This is a genomic window from Roseinatronobacter sp. (assembly GCF_051859525.1).
In the GTDB taxonomy this organism is placed as follows: domain Bacteria; phylum Pseudomonadota; class Alphaproteobacteria; order Rhodobacterales; family Rhodobacteraceae; genus Roseinatronobacter.
Genome location: NZ_JBHYFM010000004.1, coordinates 157,553 through 174,916 on the forward strand (window position 1 = coordinate 157,553; position 17,364 = coordinate 174,916).

A 17,364-nucleotide genomic window follows, 5' to 3' on the forward strand; every position below is an offset into this window, starting at 1 on the left:
CGCTGCGGATAAAAAAAGCCGTTCTATCCGGAAAACCGGCATGTTCCGGTGCCCGACATGGCCAAGAGTGCTTTCTGGGGCCTTGTTTGACGCGATCTTACGGGCTACAGATACACGAAACCGGACAGGGAACAGTTGCGATGGTATTCAAAGGTATTTTGCGCGGCAGTGCAGTTCTGGCCTTGGCGCTTGCGGTTTCTGGCTGCGGTGGCGGGCTTGGAAACATGTTTCAGGGTGGCGAACGCTCTCGGCAGGTCGCTGCAGACATCCATGCTGAAAATCGCCTGTCCGGCGGGCCGACACGGCAATCCACTGTATGGGACCTGTTTTCCGGTGGTCAGGACATGAATGTCTCGGTCGAGGTGAACCGCTACTTGTGGAATGCCTCGCTCGAGATACTGGATTTCTTGCCGATCCAGTCAGTTGACCCCTTCTCTGGTGTGATTGTGACAGGGTTCGGCACCCCACCGGGCGGCGGGCAGGCCTATCGCGCTGCGATTCTGGTGAATGACCCCGCCCTTGACGCACGTTCGCTGAATGTGGCCATCATGACGCGCAGCGGACCTGCCAGCCGCGAGACAATTCGCGCGGTTGAAGATGCCATTCTGACCCGCGCGCGCCAGCTTCGCATTCAGGATCGCGGGCTTTAACACCCGCTGGACCTTGTGCGACCACAGCGCTAAACACGCCGGGCCGGTCGCGCCCGGCGTTTTCCATTGCCCGAATGCCACAGGAAAGAACGAATATGTCCAGCCAGCCAGATGCGCGGTATCAGCCCCAGACACTTGAACCCAAATGGCAGAACGCATGGCATGACGCCCAGGTGTTCAAGGCCCGCCGCGACCCCGCGCGCCCGAAATATTATGTGCTGGAAATGTTCCCCTATCCGTCAGGGCGCATTCATATGGGCCATGTGCGCAATTACACCATGGGCGATGTGGTCGCGCGCTATAAGTCCGCGCAAGGGTTTTCAGTGCTGCACCCGATGGGCTGGGACGCGTTCGGCATGCCTGCGGAAAATGCCGCGATGGAACAGGGCGGGCACCCCAACGACTGGACCGAAGCCAATATCGAGGTGATGAAAGGCCAGATGAAGCCCTTGGGCCTGTCGATTGACTGGTCGCGCGAAATTGCCACCTGCCGCCCCGATTACTACGGCCAGCAACAGGCCATGTTCATCGACATGCTGCATGAAGGGCTGGTTTACCGCAAGAATGCGGTGGTGAACTGGGACCCTGTTGACATGACCGTTCTGGCCAATGAACAGGTCATTGACGGCAAGGGCTGGCGTTCGGGCGCGGAAGTGGAACGCCGCGAATTGACGCAGTGGTTTTTCAAGATTTCCGACTATTCCGAGGAATTGCTGAGCGCGCTGGACGGGTTGGAGAACTGGCCGGAGAAAGTGCGCCTGATGCAGCGCAACTGGATTGGCCAGTCGCGCGGGCTGCAATTCGCGTTCTCGACCATTGATGCGCCCGAAGGGTTTGACCGGATCGAGGTGTATACCACCCGCCCAGATACGCTGATGGGTGCGTCATTCGTGGGCGTATCGCCCGATCACCCGCTGGCGAAACATCTGGAACGCCATGACGCGGATGTGGCCGCGTTCAACGCCGAATGCCGCAAGATCGGCACCACCGAGGAAGCGCTGGAAAAGGCCGAAAAGCGCGGGTTCGACACTGGCATTCGCGTGCGCCACCCGTTTGATAATGATTGGGAACTGCCCGTCTATATCGCCAATTTCATCTTGATGGATTACGGCACCGGCGCAATTTTCGGCTGTCCCGCCCATGACCAGCGCGACCTTGATTTCGCGAATAAGTACGGGCTTCCGCATCCTGATGTGTTTGCCGCACTGGACGATGACACGCCGGTTGATACTGTGGCCTTCGTTCCGCCCAAGACTGACAAGGTGCGCTATATCCGCGGGTTCGCGGGCGAGGAGGTGCAGACAGGCGAACAGGCGGTTGAATCCGCGATCACGTTCTGCGAATCGCAAGGCGTGGGGCATGGTGTCACGAAATACCGCCTGCGCGACTGGGGCCTGTCGCGTCAGCGCTATTGGGGCTGCCCGATTCCGGTTGTGCATTGCGATGCTTGCGGTGTCGTGCCCGAGCGTAAGGAAAACCTGCCTATCGCGTTGCCCTATGATGAAGATGGCACGCCCATTGATTTCTCCATCCCCGGCAACCCGCTGGACCGGCACCCGACATGGCGCGATTGCGCGTGCCCGAATTGTGGCAAGCCCGCCAAGCGCGAAACCGACACAATGGACACGTTTGTCGATTCCAGCTGGTATTACGCGCGCTTCACCAATCCTCAGGCCGACACACCCACCAATGCCGAAGATGCGGCCTATTGGATGAATGTGGACCAGTATATTGGCGGGATCGAACATGCGATTTTGCACCTGCTGTATTCGCGGTTTTTCGCCCGCGCGATGGTGAAAACCGGCCATTTGCCCGAAACCGCGTCCGAGCCGTTCAATGCGCTGTTCACACAAGGGATGGTCACGCATGAGATTTACACCACGCAGGACGCCAAAGGCCGCGCGGTATATCACCTGCCCGAAGATGTCGAAGATGGTAAATTGAAGGCAACAGGCCAGCCCGTGCGTATCATCCCTTCGGCAAAAATGTCGAAATCCAAGAAAAACGTGGTGGACCCTGTCAACATTATCGGCGCGTTTGGCGCCGATACCGCGCGTTGGTTCGTCATGTCCGACAGCCCGCCCGAACGGGACGTGGAATGGACAAGCGCGGGCGCGGAAGCCGCGTTCAAGCACCTGAACCGCGTCTGGATGCTGTCCGAACGTATCGCCGCCATGCCGGACGGCACGCCCACGGACGCCGACACCGACCTGATGCGCGCCATGCACCGCGCCATTGCCGACATCACCAAATCCATCGACAGTTTCACCTTCAACAAGGCGATTGCCGAACTCTATGCGTTCACCAACACGCTGACAAAATCGCAGGCCAGCGGGGGCGCGCAGAAAACGGCCATGCGCACGCTGGCGCAACTGATGGCCCCCATGGTGCCCCACCTGGCCGAGGAGATCTGGGCGCGCATGGGCGGTGCGGGGCTGGTTGCGCAAGCGTCATGGCCGCAGGCGGACCCCACAATGCTGGTGCGCGACACGGTGATCCTGCCCATCCAGATCAATGGCAAACGCCGCAGCGAGATTGCGGTTTCCGCAGATGCCAGCAAGGAAGAGGTTGAAAAACTTGCGCTGGCAGATGATGCTGTGATCAAGGCTTTGGCGGGCAGTGCGCCCAAGAAGCTGATTGTGGTGCCGGGGCGGATTGTGAATGTCGTTGTTTGAACGCAGACGGGTTCTGGGGATATTGGCAGCACTGCCGTTGGCCGCATGCGGGTTTACACCCGCCTATGCGCCGGGCGGTGCAGGGATGGCGCTGCGCGGACAAGTGCGCGCCGCAGACCCCACCGATTCGCTGGGATTCGGTTTTGTCGGTGCGCTTGAAGAACGCCTTGGCCGCCCGACCAATCCGCGCTTCGACTTAAGCTACAGCATTTCCACATCGCAACGCGGGTCCGCCCGCGTTGCAGGCGTGGGCGAAACACGGATTTCGGTGATTGGAACAGTCACCTATGAATTGAAAGACCGCGCCAGCGGTGCGACGGTCAGTTCCGGCAGTGTGCGCAATTTCACCAATTATTCGACGACATCGACGCAGCTGGCCAGCCTGCGCGCCCGCGAGGATGCCGAGCGCCGGCTGATGCGTATTCTGGCAGATGAGGTGGCAACGCGGTTGATTGCTGCGCAGGCTGGATGAAACTTAACCCGCGTGATCTGGGCCGACTGATCGCCAAGCCCGATCCGGCGCTGGCGGGGGTGCTGATCTTCGGGCAGGACGCGATGCGCGTGGCGATGAAGCGTCAGGAACTGGTTGCCGCGATTATTGGTCCGCAAGGCGAATCGGAAATGCGGCTGGAACGCATGCAGGGCGCGGAACTGCGCCGCGATGGCGCGCAATTGCTGGATGCGGTCAAGGCGCAAGGCTTTTTTCCCGGCGCAAGGGTTGTCTTTGTCGAGGATGCAACTGACCTTGCGACAGATGCCATTGCGTCGGCCTTGTCAGAATGGCGCGCAGGCGATGCGCAGATCATTGTCACTGCGGGGGGCCTGAAGGCGTCGTCCAAGTTGCGCAAGTTGTTCGAGGGGGCGCGCACGGCAGGGGCCGCTGCAATCTATGACGACCCGCCATCGCGCGACGAAATCGAGGCGGCGCTGAAATCGGCGGGGCTGCAACAGGTTGGCGCAGACGCAATGCGTGATCTGGAGGCGCTGGCGCGTGCGTTGGATCCCGGCGATTTCCGGCAGACCATCGAAAAGATTGCCTTGTATAAATTCGGCGACAGCACAGCCCTGACGCCCGCTGATATTGCCGAGGTTGCGCCCACCAGCACCGAGGCCGCCGTGGATGACGTCCTGAACGCCGCGGCCGAAGGGCAGGCCGATCACATCGGGCCGCTATTGGTGCGATTGCAAGCGCAAGGTGTGGCCCCTGTGACACTGGCCATCATGACATTGCGCCATTTCCGGACATTGCATGTCGTGTGCAGTGATCCCGGCGGTCCGTCGGCGGGCATTCAACGGATGCGCCCGCCGGTTTTCGGACCGCGCCGCGACAGGATTCTGTCGCAGGCGGCCAAATGGGGGCTGGCGCGGGTGGAGCGCGCCCTTGGCGATATTATCGATGCCGATCTTACCTTGCGTTCGGCCTCAAACGCGCCCAGCATGGCCGTTATGGAACGCACGCTTATCCGGCTTGCAATGCTGGTGCGGCGCTGATCAGGGGTTTGCAATGTATACTGTTATCGGGAAAGCCAACAGCCGCGCCACCCGCGTCTTGTGGATGCTGGAGGAATTGGGCCAAAGCTATGATCATGTGCCCGCCGCCCCGCAATCCGAAGGGGTCGTCAGTTTCAACCCTGCGGGCAAGGTTCCGGTGCTGATTGAAGACGGCACGCCAATCACCGATTCGACCGCAATCATTCAATACCTGGCCGACAAACATGGCGCCATGACCTATCGTGCCGGAACACTGGACCGCGCGCGACAGGACAGCCTGACCCAGTTCTTGCTGGATGAATTTGACGCCGCGCTGTGGATGGCCGCGCGACACAGTTTCATTCTGCCCGCTGAAATGCGCCAGTCCGCGATCAAGGAATCGCTGATCTGGGAATTTGCCAACAGTCAGAAAACGCTGGTGCACCGGATGGGAGAGGGGCCGTTTCTGATGGGGGCGCAGATGACAGTGCCCGATATTATCCTGACGCATTGCGGGATCTGGGCGCGGGTCGCCAAATTCCCTGTCCACGAAGCGCGCTTGTCGGATTATCTGGAACGCATGACCGCCCGCCCTGCATTGGCAAAAGTGCTGTCGATGATGGGCTGAAGCACAGTTGGGGGCAGGCTGGGCGAATTCCAACAGAAGCGCCGGCTGAAATTGGCCTGAAGCGGAGATTGGGGGAATGCCCAAGGCGCGGAATCAAGGGCGCAGCCCGCCGCGCCATCGGTGGGCCGTCCCGCGGCCTGCCGATTACGCTGATGGCAGGCCAGCCTTGAACGACGGAGTATGCCGCCAGCATAAAGTGAACTTCTATGACGCCGGATCGGCAGACCCCGGCCCGCCGATGGCGCGGGCTTAATCCAAGTGCGAAGGGTCGCTTCAGGCCAAGACACACCCTGCCTGCGTGTTCCTTCCACCGGCCAACAGCATCAATGCCGCGCGGGGTCTGCCGGATAGGTGCCAAGGATGTTCAGATAGGACGTGAAATAGCGCAATTCATCCAGCGCCAGTTTGACGTTGTCGTCGTCCGGATGCCCCTCGATTTCAGCGAAAAACTGCGTGGCGGTGAATGATCCGTTCACCATGTAGCTTTCCAGTTTGACCATGTTCACACCATTCGTGGCAAAACCGCCCATCGCCTTGTACAGCGCCGCAGGAATGTTGCGCACCCGAAACAGGAATGCGGTCATCATGCCATGATCCCCGCGGCGGCTGAAATCGGCATCGCGCGCCATGATCAGAAAGCGGGTGGTATTGTTCGGGTGGTCCTCGATATGGCGGGCCAGCACATCCAGCCCATAGATTTGCGCCGCCATCTCGCTGGCAAGGGCGGCATGGGTCGGGTCGTTGCGTTCGGCGATTTCGCGGGCCGCGCGGGCATTGTCGCTGCTGATGACGCCCTGAATGCCATGGTCGCGCAGGAACACCCCGCATTGCGGTAGAATGACCACATGCCCATGGGCTTCGCGCACCTGCTCCAGCGACGCGCCGCGCACGCCCAGAAGATTGACATGCACGCGCACGAACGCCTCGTCCACGATATGCAGGCCGCTTTCGGGCAACAGGGAATGCACATCGGCAACGCGCCCGTAGATGGAATTTTCCACCGCGACCATACCCAGATCGGCGCGCCCCTCCCGGATTGCGGCCATTGTGTCGTGAAATGTCGTGCAGGGCAGCGGGTCATATTCAGGCCGCGCATCTGCGCAAGCCTGATGTCCATAAGCCCCCAGTTCACCCTGAAATGCGATCTTTCGTGCCATGTTTGCGCCCATAGTTCCCAGATTCCGCCCAAAAGGGCATTTAGTCGCGGTAACTACCGCTTGAATCATCCAAGGGGAAGCGGATAGATAGGCTCAAACTTGCTCGGAACAGGATTGCGATATGTTCGACACAATGGTCATCACCAAAGCCGTTGCCGCATTTTGCGGCGCTCTACTTGTTTTCCTGCTGGGTAACTGGGCTGCAATGGAACTTTATGTGCCGCGCAACGCTGACGCCCCGCAAGCCTACATCATCGATACCGGCGACGATGATGTGGTTGTCGAAGATGCGGTAGAGCTGACATTTGATGAGGCCTATGACATTGCAGATGCCGCTGCCGGTTCGCGCCTGTGGTCGCAATGCCGCGCCTGCCACGCACTGGAAGAAGGGCGCAACGGCGTTGGTCCCTATCTGCATGGTATCGTGAACCGCGAGATCGGCGATGTTGCAGGGTTCAACTATTCCGGTGCCCTGTCGCAGGCAGGCGATGTCTGGACACCCGAAATCCTGTCGGATTTCATTGCGAACCCAAGTGCGGTTGCCCCGGGCACATCCATGAACTTTCGTGGTATTGCCAGTGTAACAGATCGCGCGAACCTGATTGCCTATATCGAAAGCGAAAGCTGATCGCTTTTGCCTGCACCACGCATAATAGACAGACCGCACTGAATAAGTGCGGTCTGTTTGCTTTTTTTGAACTGAAATCAAATTACCTTGTGGTTACGGCTATTTTTGCGTGCTGTTATCGACAGGGGCGCGGAAAACCGGAATAATGCGAAAAAGGCGCGGCCGGACAAGCAGATGGCCGCCACAGCACGGAGGGGTTCTATGCATCAGGGACGCGATTCAGCATCGGTGGTGATCAAGGCGGGTGTGTGTTCCATTCGTCATGTCGTGCAAATTTCTGCCGCAGGGCTGCTGCTTGCAGCGCTTTGGGCCAGTCCCGCGCGCCCCGATGCGGATGACACCGAACCGCAAATGATTGTTGCACACGGTTATTCCTTCTATGGCGATCTAAGCTATCCCCCGGATTTCGAGCATTTCAGCTATGTGAACCCCGATGCCCCCAAAGGGGGCGAGATTTCGATCTCGTTTCAGGGGACATTCGATTCGATGAACCCCTACACACGCGCCGGTCGTCCGGGCGTTTTGTCGAATTCCATGTATGAAAGCCTGCTGGAAACGGCCGAACCGATGGGCGGTGGCGGTGTTCCCGCCGATGTGTATGGCGAAAGCTACGGTTTGCTGGCGCATACCGTCGAATACCCTGAAACCAAAGATTGGGTGATCTTCCATATGCGCCCGGAAGCGCGGTTTTCCGATGGCACGCCGGTAACCGCGCATGATGTTGTGTTTTCGCATAACCTGTTTCTGGAACAGGGTCTGCCATCCTATGCCCAGGGTGTCGGCGCGCGCGTCATCGATGCAGAGGTGCTGGACGATCACACTGTCAAATTCACCTTTGCCGAGGGTATCTCTCGGCGGTCGCTGATTGATCAGGTGGGGGGCACGCCGGTCTTTTCGCAGAAATGGTATGAAGAAACCGGCGCGCGGCTGGATGAATCGCGCATGACCACATCGCCGGGGTCCGGCCCCTATATGCTGGACAGCTATGAGGTGAACCGCCGCATCACTTATCGGCGCAACCCCGATTACTGGGGCCGTGATCTGCCGCAAAATCGCGGGCGGCATAATTTTGATGTGATCCGCGTTGAATATTTCGCCGATGGGGCGGCCGCGTTTGAAGGGTTCAAGACTGCCGAATACACCTTCCGCGCAGAAAATAATTCCCGCCAATGGGCCACGGGCTATGATTTCCCTGCCATGTCGCGCGGCCATGTGGTGCGGGGCGAATTGCCCGTTGGCACACCGCCTTCAGCGTCCGGATTCATATTCAACCTTGGGCGGGAGTTCTTGCAGGACAAGCGCGTGCGCGAGGCGCTGTCGCTTGCATATAACTTTGAATGGACGAACCAGACATTACAATTCGGATTGTTCCAGCCCCGCGCGTCCTTCACCCAAGGCACGCCGCTGCAAGCCGATGGCCCGCCCGAAGGGCTTGAACTGGACCTGTTGCAATCGCTGGGCGATCTGGTGCCCGAGGACGTGCTGACACAGCCTGCGCGCATGCCGCATACATCCAGTGTGGAACGGCTGGTCGACCGCGGCAATATTCGCCGCGCCACCCGCCTGCTGGATGACGCCGGCTGGAGCATTGACGCCAGCGGCGTGCTGCGCAATGACGCGGGCGAGCGTATGGTGATCGAAATTCCCGTGTCCAGTGCCGGATCGGCCACCATGGATGCGATTATCGAAACCTATACCCAGAACCTGCAACAACTGGGCATCGACGCGCGTTTCCAGCGCATTGACGCGGCACAACACACCGACCGGCGGCGCAACCGTGACTATGACATCATATTCGACCAGTATGGTGCCTTCATGGACACAGGGACAGGGTTGCACCAGCGCTACGGGTCGGAAACCGCCGAATTCAGCCTGTTCAACCCCGCCGGACTGGCCAGCCCGCTGGTGGATGCAGTAATCGACGCATCCCTTATGGCCCCCACGCCGGAAGAACGTGACGCGGCCCTGATGGCACTGGACCGGGTTTTGCGGCATGAACTTTTCATGATACCCGCATGGTATAATGATACGGCATGGGTCGCGTATTGGGATATCTTTTCCCGCCCGGCCGAGGAGACGCCGCCATTTTCCACCGGAGAGCTTGATTTCTGGTGGTTCAACGCAGACCGCGCCGCTGAACTGCGCGCCGCTGGCGCGTTGAGGTAACCATGGGCGCCTATATCGCGCGACGGCTGGCCCTGATCATTCCGACACTGTTCGGGGTGATGGTCATCAATTTCTTTCTGGTGCAATTCGTACCCGGTGGCCCGATTGAACAGGTCATTGCCCAGATGGAAGGGCAAGGCAATGTGTTCGGTGCGTTCGACGGGGGTGCATCGGATGTGAATGTCGGCGCCATGGAGAATGAGCGCTATACCGGCGCGCGGGGCCTGCCGCCGGAATTCATTGCCCAGCTTGAACGCGAATTCGGTTTCGACAAACCGCCGCTGGAGCGTTTCTTGCATATGATGTGGAACTACATGCGGTTCGATTTCGGGCAAAGCTATTTCAGGTCCATTTCGGTGGTGGATCTGGTGATCGAAAAGCTGCCTGTGTCCATCAGCCTTGGGCTATGGTCAACGCTGATTGCCTATCTGGTGTCTATCCCGCTGGGTATCAGCAAGGCTGTGCGCGACGGATCGCGCTATGACAGCTTCACTTCGGGGTTGATCATCGTGGCCTATGCAATACCGGGTTTCCTGTTTGCCATTCTGCTGTTGGTGCTGTTTGCAGGTGGGTCATACTGGCAGATATTTCCCGCGCGGGGGCTGACTTCACCGCAGGAAGTGTGGGACCAGTTAAGCCCGTTGGGCAAGGTGCTGGATTACTTCTGGCATATCACGCTGCCGGTGCTGGCCTCGACCATATCCGCCTTTGCCACGCTGACGCTGCTGACCAAGAACAGCTTTCTGGAAGAAATCCGCAAGCAATATGTCATAACCGCGCGCGCCAAGGGGCTGATGGAAAATCGCGTGCTGTACGGGCATGTGTTCCGCAATGCGATGCTGATTGTCATTGCGGGGTTTCCGGCGGTATTTGTGGGCGTATTCTTTGGCGGGTCGCTGATCATTGAAACCATCTTCTCGCTGGATGGTCTGGGGCGGCTGGGCTTTGAGGCTGTGGTTGCGCGGGATTATCCTGTCATGTTCGGCACGCTGTTCGTGTTCAGCCTGATCGGGCTGGTTGTGGGGCTGATTTCAGACCTGATGTATGTCTGGATTGATCCGCGCATCGATTTCGAATCGCGAGAGACATAGCCATGGACCAACGCACCGATATTCTGGTTCACACGCCCCCCGCACCACAACAAGACGGGGTGGGCCAAGCCCTGCCGCAGCGCAAGCGCCGCTTCGGGATTACACTATCACCCCTGAACCAGCGCCGCTGGCGCAATTTCAGGGCCAACCGTCGCGCGTTCTGGTCCTTGATGATCCTGTTGGTGCTGTATGGCCTGTCGCTATTTGCCGAATTTATTGCCAATGACCGGCCCATCGTCATCAATTATCGTGGCGGGTATTATTTCCCCATCCATAACTTCTATCCTGAAACGGCCTTTGGCGGGGATTTCAGGACCGAAGCCGTCTACCGCGATGCCGAAGTGCAATGCCTGATCCGCACAGGCGGGGCGGAATTGTGCCTTGACGACCCGCGCGAAGCGATGGAACAGGCCGAAACCACCGGCATTGTTGACGGGCAGGAAATTGTCGCGGGCTGGATGGTCTGGCCGCTGATCCCCTATTCCTACAACACGGTCAATGATATTGGCCGCGCTGCCCCGTCCCCGCCCGAAAGTCGCCACTGGCTGGGCACGGATGGCACGGCGCGCGATGTGCTGGCGCGCATCATCTACGGGTTCCGGCTGTCCATTACCTTCGCGCTGGTGGTCACCGCGCTGACATCGGTGATCGGCATTGCCGCGGGGGCGGTGCAGGGGTTTTTCGGGGGCTTGCTGGACTTGCTGTTCCAGCGCGTGATCGAATTATGGACATCGGTGCCGTCGCTTTACATCATCATCATTGTATCTTCGATGTTCATGATGAATTTCTGGCTATTGGTGTTTTTGATGACGCTGTTTGGCTGGACTGGCCTTGTGGGCGTGGTGCGTGCGGAATTCCTGCGGGCGCGTAATTTCGAATATGTGCGCGCCGCGCGTGCGCTGGGTGTGTCGAACACCACAATCATGTTCCGCCACGTCCTGCCCAATGCGATGGTGGCCACGCTGACATTCCTGCCATTCATTGTGACGGGGGTTATCGGGTCGCTGGCCGCGCTGGATTTTCTGGGATTTGGCCTGCCATCCTCGGCACCCAGCCTTGGGGAAATGACGCTTCAGGCGAAAAACAACCTGCAAGCGCCATGGCTTGGGTTCAGTGCCTTCTTCACCTTTGCGATCATGCTGTCGCTGCTGGTGTTCATATTCGAGGGGGTGCGCGATGCCTTTGATCCACGAAAGACCTTTTCATGACGCGTTGTCTGGCTGTTGAAAACCTGTCCGTGACATTCATGCAGGCGGGGCAGCCCGTGCATGCCGTGCGCGGGGTGTCGTTTCATGTCGACAAGGGGGAAACGGTCGCCATCGTGGGCGAATCCGGTTCCGGTAAATCCGTGACTGCATTGTCCACCGTGGGGCTGTTGCCTGATTCGGCGGACGTGTCCGGATCGGTTACCTTCAAGGGGCGCGAACTGGTGGGCGCAAGTGACAAGGTGCTGCGGCAGGTGCGCGGCAATGATGTCAGTTTCATCTTTCAGGAACCGATGACATCCCTGAACCCGCTACACACCATCGAGAAGCAGATCCTTGAGAGTCTGTCGCTGCATCAGGGCCTGTCCGGTGCGCCGGCGCGGGCGCGTGTGCTGGACCTGTTGGACAAGGTGGGCATTCGTGATGCCGAAAGCCGCATGTCGGCCTATCCGCACCAATTGTCGGGCGGGCAGCGCCAGCGGGTCATGATTGCCATGGCGCTGGCCAACGGGCCGGAATTGCTGGTTGCCGATGAACCGACCACCGCGCTGGATGTCACAATTCAGGCGCAAATCCTTGAACTGCTTGTTGACCTGAAACGCGCCGAGGGCATGAGCCTGCTGTTCATCACCCATGACCTGAACATCGTGCGCCGCTTTGCCGACCGTGTGTGCGTCATGCAAGGCGGCGAGATTGTCGAGCAAGGCGCTACGGCGCAGATTTTCGCAGACCCGCAGCACCCCTATACGCGCAAGCTTCTGGCGGCGGAATCCACCGGCTCGCCGGATGCCGTGCCGGAAAATGCGCCGGAAATCCTGCGCACGGACGGGCTGCGCATCTGGTTTCCCATCCAGCGCGGGTTTTTGCGGCGCACTGTGGGGCATGTAAAGGCCGTGAATGATGCCAGCCTGACCCTGCGCGCGGGTGAAACCCTTGGGGTTGTGGGGGAATCGGGGTCGGGCAAGACAACGCTGGCACTGGCCATATTGCGGCTGATTTCCAGTGAAGGGCCGATTGTCTTTAACGGCGCGGATATTCAGGGCCGCAAGTTCAAGGAGTTGCGCGCGCTGCGGCGGGATTTGCAGATCGTGTTTCAGGACCCTTTCGGCAGCCTGTCGCCGCGTATGACCATTGAGCAGATCATTTCTGAAGGGCTGGGCGTGCATGGCGTGCCCTCGGGCCGGTCATCGCGCGATCTGGTCGCGGAAATCATGGAAGAAGTTGGCCTGAACCCCGCCACGATGGAACGCTACCCGCACGAGTTTTCGGGCGGCCAGCGCCAGCGCATTGCGATTGCGCGCGCCATGATCCTGCGCCCCAAACTGGTGGTTCTGGACGAACCGACATCCGCGCTGGACATGACCGTGCAGGTGCAGATTGTCGAATTGCTGCGTGCCCTGCAACGCAAACACGGGCTGGCCTATCTGTTCATCAGCCATGATTTGCGCGTTGTGCGGGCGCTGTCGCATAAGGTTATGGTGATGAAGCAAGGTGACGTTGTCGAGGCTGGCCAGATTGATCAGGTCTTCGATTCCCCACGGCAGGACTATACCCGACAGTTGCTTGCCGCCGCTTTTGACATTACGGCGATTGGTGCCGCCTGATAAATCCGGCCGCGGGGGGAGGGGCGATGAAGATACTGTTCGTGCATCAGAACTTCCCCGGTCAGTTCAAACACCTTGCACCGGCGCTTGCACAGCGGGGGCATCATGTCATTGCGCTGACTGCGGAACACAACACCCGACAAACCGCGTTGCGCACCTACCGCTATCCGATGCCCGACCCCGCGCCCGACCCGCGACATTCGCGCATGGGCACAACCTATACCGCGATGACAGATCGCGCGCACCGTGCCGCGCGCGCAGCGGTACAGTTGCGCGACAATATCGGGTTCAGTCCGGATGTCATATTCGGGCATTCCGGCTGGGGCGAAACCCTGTTCCTGCGCGAAGTCTGGCCTGATGCCCGCCTGCTGAATTACGCGGAATTCTACTACGCGACCAAAGGGCTGGATGTGGGGTTTGACCCTGAATTCAGCCGTGATGATATTGCGGGGCAGTTCTCTGTGGTGGCGCGTCAGGCCCATCTGGCACTGTCCATGGTGCAGGCCGATGCGGCATTGTCGCCCACAGAATGGCAGGCCGACAGTTTTCCCGCCGCGTTCCGTGACAAGATAACCATCAATCATGACGGCATTGATACCGATTATCTGACACCGGACCCGCTGGCGCGCTATCAGGTGCCCGGCGGTCCGTTGCTGCATTCCGGCGATGAGGTTCTGACCTTCGTTGCGCGCAATCTGGAACCTTATCGCGGGGCACATATTTTCCTGCGCAGCCTGCCCGAAGTTATGGCGGCGCGCCCGGGCGTGCATGTGGTGATTGTCGGCGGGGATGGCGCCAGCTACGGGGCCGCGCCCCGACATGGCAGCTGGAAAGACCAGTTCCTGCGCGAAGTGCAGGGGCGGCTGGATATGTCGCGCGTCCATTTCACGGGCCGCGTGCCCTATGCCGATTTCATGTCCATCATGCGTATCAGCCGTGTGCATGCCTATCTGACAGTGCCCTTCGTGCTGTCATGGTCGTTGCTGGAAGCCATGAGCATGGGCGCCTGTGTCGTGGCATCGCGCACTGGCCCTGTGGAAGAAGTCATAACCGATGGCGAGAATGGGCGGCTGGTCGATTTCTTCGATATAGACCGCTGGTCAGAGATGCTGGTTGACGCGCTGGAAGCGCCATACCGCTATGACCGGATACGCGAAAATGCACGCCGCACGATTATCGAGAATTATGACCTGAAGCGGATTTGCCTGCCGCGCCTTGTCAGGTTTGTTGAAGGGGGATAACCCCACGCCCCCCTTGCGTAATCCGGCTATACAGCAGAACTATGGCCCGCCTTTGCCATCGCATATTCATCAAACATGGTGGCAATCATTCGTGTCAGGGGCCGCCCTTCGGCGGGAATTTCCAGCCCCGCAGATGTCCGTTTGACGAATGCCCCGTATTTCAACGCCACACGATCAAACAACTGGTCAAGTTCGACCGGATCTGCGCCCAGCCTCTCCACCAGCTCCGCGCGATTGATGGCGAAATCGCACATCAATGCCTCGATTGCGCGGCCGCGCCACAGGTCGGCCGGGGTGAACACATGCCCGCGTGCCGTTGCAAACTGGCCTGCATGCACGGATTTTTTCCAGTCCGCAGTTGCCGGTGCATTTTGTGCATAGCCTTGCGGGAAACGCGAAATGGACGATGCGCCCAATCCGATAAGCACAGGGGATGTGTCGTCGGTATATCCTTGGAAATTCCGGCGCAGCGTACCAGCGGCGGCTGCCCTTGCCATGCTGTCATGGGGGCGGGCGAAATGGTCGATGCCGATTTCATCATATCCGTCCCACATGAACAGCCTGCGGGCCGTATCAAACAGTTCCAGACGTTCTTCGGGACGCGGCAGGGTTTCCGACGGGATCATTTGCTGACGCCGCGCCATCCATGGCACATGCGCATAGCCGTATAATGCGACGCGATCAGGATTCAGCGACAGCAGTTTTTGCACCGAATCGGAAATGCGTTTGGGGGTCTGATGGGGCAGGCCATACAGGATATCTGCGTTCAGGCTGACGATCCCGCGCGCGCGCAGCCCGTCAACGGTCTGTTTCGTAATTTCGAAACTTTGGTCGCGCCCGATGATTTTCTGGATTTCCGGGTCGAAATCCTGCACCCCGATGGAGGCACGGTTCATTCCCGCATCGGCAAGCGCGTCCAGACGCGCCGCGTCAATTTCATTCGGGTCAATCTCGACCGAGAATTCGCCCCCTTCGGCCATTGGCGCGATGTCGAACACCAGCGCTGCCAGTTCCCGCATCTGCGCAGCGGGCATAAGCGTTGGCGTGCCACCGCCCCAATGCAGCCGCGACAGGCGCACACCGTCCGGCAATATGGCGCGCAGCAGCTCCAGCTCCATGCGCAACGAGTCTATATAGGCCAGCACCGGCGCATCGCTGCTGGTGCCTTGGGTGCGACACGCGCAAAACCAGCAAAGCCTGCGACAGAAGGGCACATGCAGATACAGCGACACTTCACTGTTCGGCCGGATTTGTTGGATCCAGCTTGTTAAAGTGTTGCCGCGCAACTCGGATGAGAACTGCGGCGCGGTCGGGTAGCTTGTGTAGCGCGGCACACGCGCGTCAAACAGGCCCAGCTTACTAAGTTGCGAAAGATGTGACATGCCTGTAGAATATACGCACGAAAGCCCGAAACTCTTTGATGTAGATCAACCAGCATGAATCGCGTAACCTCGAAAATCCAGACGCCTGGCCATGATTGCGAAGCATGTCCAATCAGGCATCGTGCCGTCTGCGCGCGCTGCGAAGCTGATGAACTACAAGTCCTTGAGCAGATAAAATATTATCGCAGCTTCGAGGCGGGCCAGACGGTTGTCTGGGCGGGTGATACGATGGATTTTGTCGCATCCGTTGTCACGGGGATCGCGACATTAAGCCAGACTATGGAGGATGGGCGCCGCCAGATGGTGGGCCTATTGCTGCCCTCGGATTTTGCAGGCCGCCCCGGCCGCAGCACATCCGCTTATGACGTGACCGCCGCGACCAATCTTGTTATGTGTTGTTTTCGCAGAAAACCATTCGAGGAATTGATGATAAGCACGCCGCATATCGGGCAGCGCTTGTTGGAGATGACCCTTGATGAACTGGACGCTGCACGCGAATGGATGCTGCTTCTGGGGCGCAAGACCGCCCGAGAGAAAATCGCGAGCCTGCTGTGTATCATTGCGCGGCGCGATGCATCGCTTCAGCTAAGCCAGTCGCAGGGCGAATTAAGTTTCGAATTGCCCCTGACACGAGAGGCGATGTCCGAATATCTGGGGCTGACATTGGAGACGGTAAGCCGCCAGATGTCCAGCCTGCGCAAGGAAGGGTTGATCATAACCGAGGGCAAGCGCCGAATTGTCATTCCCGATTTCGACCAGCTTCTGGAACAAACCGGTGACGATTCTGATGGCGGCTTTCTGGTCTGACATTCTGAACAATTTCTTAACGTGCAGATATATAACGCCTTATTCCGAAGGCGTGCCATATAATTAACACAGTTTGTGCGCCGAATCGCCATCAATGCAGCTTGTAGTCCTGAATATACTTAGGGTTGAATGGCTGCATGCATCGGGGGACGGATGTTCGATTGGGACAGGGATTACGATGATCTGGTTCATGGGAACCGGACCAACACCAAGGCAGGCGTATATCCGGAAATGTCCGGCTCTGATGATGTGACGTCACATCTGGGCCGCGTCGCACTGATTGCGGCATTGATTTGCGCGGCCCTTATCGCGCTGTTCCCAAGCAAATCCGGCACAGCGTCCGGTTCCGCCTTGGCCTTCGCCGTGATATCGCCGTTTACCGGCGCGGATGGAATGGACCATATTGCAATGCCGGTCGGGCTGCGGGCCTATTCCGATCCGGAATTTCGTCACTTCATGGCGGGTATCGCGGCGATTTCAGATGCCGATGTCGTCACCTATGCCCGCCAGACCAAAGCGGATCTGGTTCATGCCGCCAACGGTTTGGGCGTGGATGCCTTGAATGACGTCCTGACCCTGTTGCAACTGGAAATGGACAGGCGCGGTCTGGCCGTATTCAATACCCTGCCATAGCGCATATTTGCGCGCCCCACTCTGATC

The 17,364-nt window shown here is 59.1% G+C and carries 15 protein-coding genes; 13 read left to right on the plus strand and 2 right to left on the minus strand.

Going from position 1 to position 17,364, the window contains the following annotated elements:
• Positions 1–140: 140 nt before the first annotated feature.
• The 5 genes from ACTIE1_RS06200 to ACTIE1_RS06220 all read left to right on the plus strand — a co-directional run bounded on the left by ACTIE1_RS06200 (position 141) and on the right by ACTIE1_RS06220 (position 5,423).
• Entirely contained in the window at positions 141–650 is a 510-nt protein-coding gene (locus ACTIE1_RS06200) for a DUF3576 domain-containing protein (RefSeq protein WP_439561551.1), read from the plus strand.
• Between the two features lie 95 nt (positions 651–745).
• The gene (gene leuS, locus ACTIE1_RS06205; protein WP_439561308.1) at positions 746–3,325 is read left to right on the plus strand and encodes a leucine--tRNA ligase; all 2,580 of its coding nucleotides are present in this window, start codon (positions 746–748) and stop codon (positions 3,323–3,325) included.
• Complete coding sequence (lptE, locus tag ACTIE1_RS06210; RefSeq protein WP_439561307.1) at positions 3,312–3,797, plus strand: LPS assembly lipoprotein LptE; 486 nt, start codon at positions 3,312–3,314, stop codon at positions 3,795–3,797. Before leuS ends, lptE begins: the two co-directional genes overlap by 14 nt.
• Complete coding sequence (gene holA / locus ACTIE1_RS06215; protein WP_439561306.1) at positions 3,794–4,816, plus strand: DNA polymerase III subunit delta; 1,023 nt, start codon at positions 3,794–3,796, stop codon at positions 4,814–4,816. Before lptE ends, holA begins: the two co-directional genes overlap by 4 nt.
• Before the next feature lie 13 nt (positions 4,817–4,829).
• Positions 4,830–5,423, plus strand: a complete 594-nt coding sequence (locus ACTIE1_RS06220) for a glutathione S-transferase family protein (protein WP_439561305.1) — start codon at positions 4,830–4,832, stop codon at positions 5,421–5,423.
• 323 nt (positions 5,424–5,746) lie between these two features.
• Here ACTIE1_RS06220 and ACTIE1_RS06225 read toward each other — a convergent pair whose 3' ends face one another.
• On the minus strand, positions 5,747–6,580 hold the full coding sequence (locus ACTIE1_RS06225) for a prephenate dehydratase (protein WP_439561304.1): 834 nt from the start codon (positions 6,578–6,580) through the stop codon (positions 5,747–5,749).
• 121 nt (positions 6,581–6,701) lie between these two features.
• Between ACTIE1_RS06225 and ACTIE1_RS06230 the strand changes: the two genes are divergently transcribed.
• From ACTIE1_RS06230 to ACTIE1_RS06255, 6 genes are all read left to right on the plus strand, one after another.
• Positions 6,702–7,208 (plus strand): c-type cytochrome, encoded by a 507-nt coding sequence (locus tag ACTIE1_RS06230; protein ID WP_439561303.1) that lies wholly within the window; start codon positions 6,702–6,704, stop codon positions 7,206–7,208.
• A 201-nt stretch (positions 7,209–7,409) separates the two neighbouring features.
• Positions 7,410–9,374 (plus strand): extracellular solute-binding protein, encoded by a 1,965-nt coding sequence (locus ACTIE1_RS06235; protein ID WP_439561302.1) that lies wholly within the window; start codon positions 7,410–7,412, stop codon positions 9,372–9,374.
• A gap of 2 nt (positions 9,375–9,376) precedes the next feature.
• Positions 9,377–10,465, plus strand: coding sequence for a microcin C ABC transporter permease YejB (locus ACTIE1_RS06240; protein WP_439561301.1), 1,089 nt, complete (start codon positions 9,377–9,379; stop codon positions 10,463–10,465).
• A gap of 98 nt (positions 10,466–10,563) precedes the next feature.
• A complete protein-coding gene (locus tag ACTIE1_RS06245) occupies positions 10,564–11,673 on the plus strand; it encodes an ABC transporter permease (RefSeq protein ID WP_439561550.1) in 1,110 nt (369 codons plus the stop codon).
• Positions 11,670–13,274, plus strand: a complete 1,605-nt coding sequence (locus ACTIE1_RS06250; protein ID WP_439561300.1) for an ABC transporter ATP-binding protein — start codon at positions 11,670–11,672, stop codon at positions 13,272–13,274. The genes ACTIE1_RS06245 and ACTIE1_RS06250 overlap by 4 nt, the downstream gene beginning before the upstream one ends.
• A gap of 26 nt (positions 13,275–13,300) precedes the next feature.
• Positions 13,301–14,515 carry a glycosyltransferase gene (locus tag ACTIE1_RS06255; protein WP_439561299.1) on the plus strand — a complete coding sequence of 405 codons (1,215 nt, stop codon included), beginning with the start codon at positions 13,301–13,303 and terminating at the stop codon, positions 14,513–14,515.
• A 26-nt stretch (positions 14,516–14,541) separates the two neighbouring features.
• On the opposite strand, the gene hemN is transcribed toward ACTIE1_RS06255, so the two are convergent.
• Entirely contained in the window at positions 14,542–15,897 is a 1,356-nt protein-coding gene (gene hemN / locus ACTIE1_RS06260; protein ID WP_439561298.1) for an oxygen-independent coproporphyrinogen III oxidase, read from the minus strand.
• Positions 15,898–15,951: 54 nt separating this feature from the next.
• Between hemN and fnrL the strand changes: the two genes are divergently transcribed.
• Both fnrL and ACTIE1_RS06270 read left to right on the plus strand, forming a co-directional pair.
• Positions 15,952–16,704 carry a transcriptional regulator FnrL gene (gene fnrL / locus ACTIE1_RS06265; RefSeq protein WP_439561297.1) on the plus strand — a complete coding sequence of 251 codons (753 nt, stop codon included), beginning with the start codon at positions 15,952–15,954 and terminating at the stop codon, positions 16,702–16,704.
• A gap of 153 nt (positions 16,705–16,857) precedes the next feature.
• A complete protein-coding gene (locus tag ACTIE1_RS06270) occupies positions 16,858–17,337 on the plus strand; it encodes a hypothetical protein (protein WP_439561296.1) in 480 nt (159 codons plus the stop codon).
• Positions 17,338–17,364: the final 27 nt, after the last annotated feature.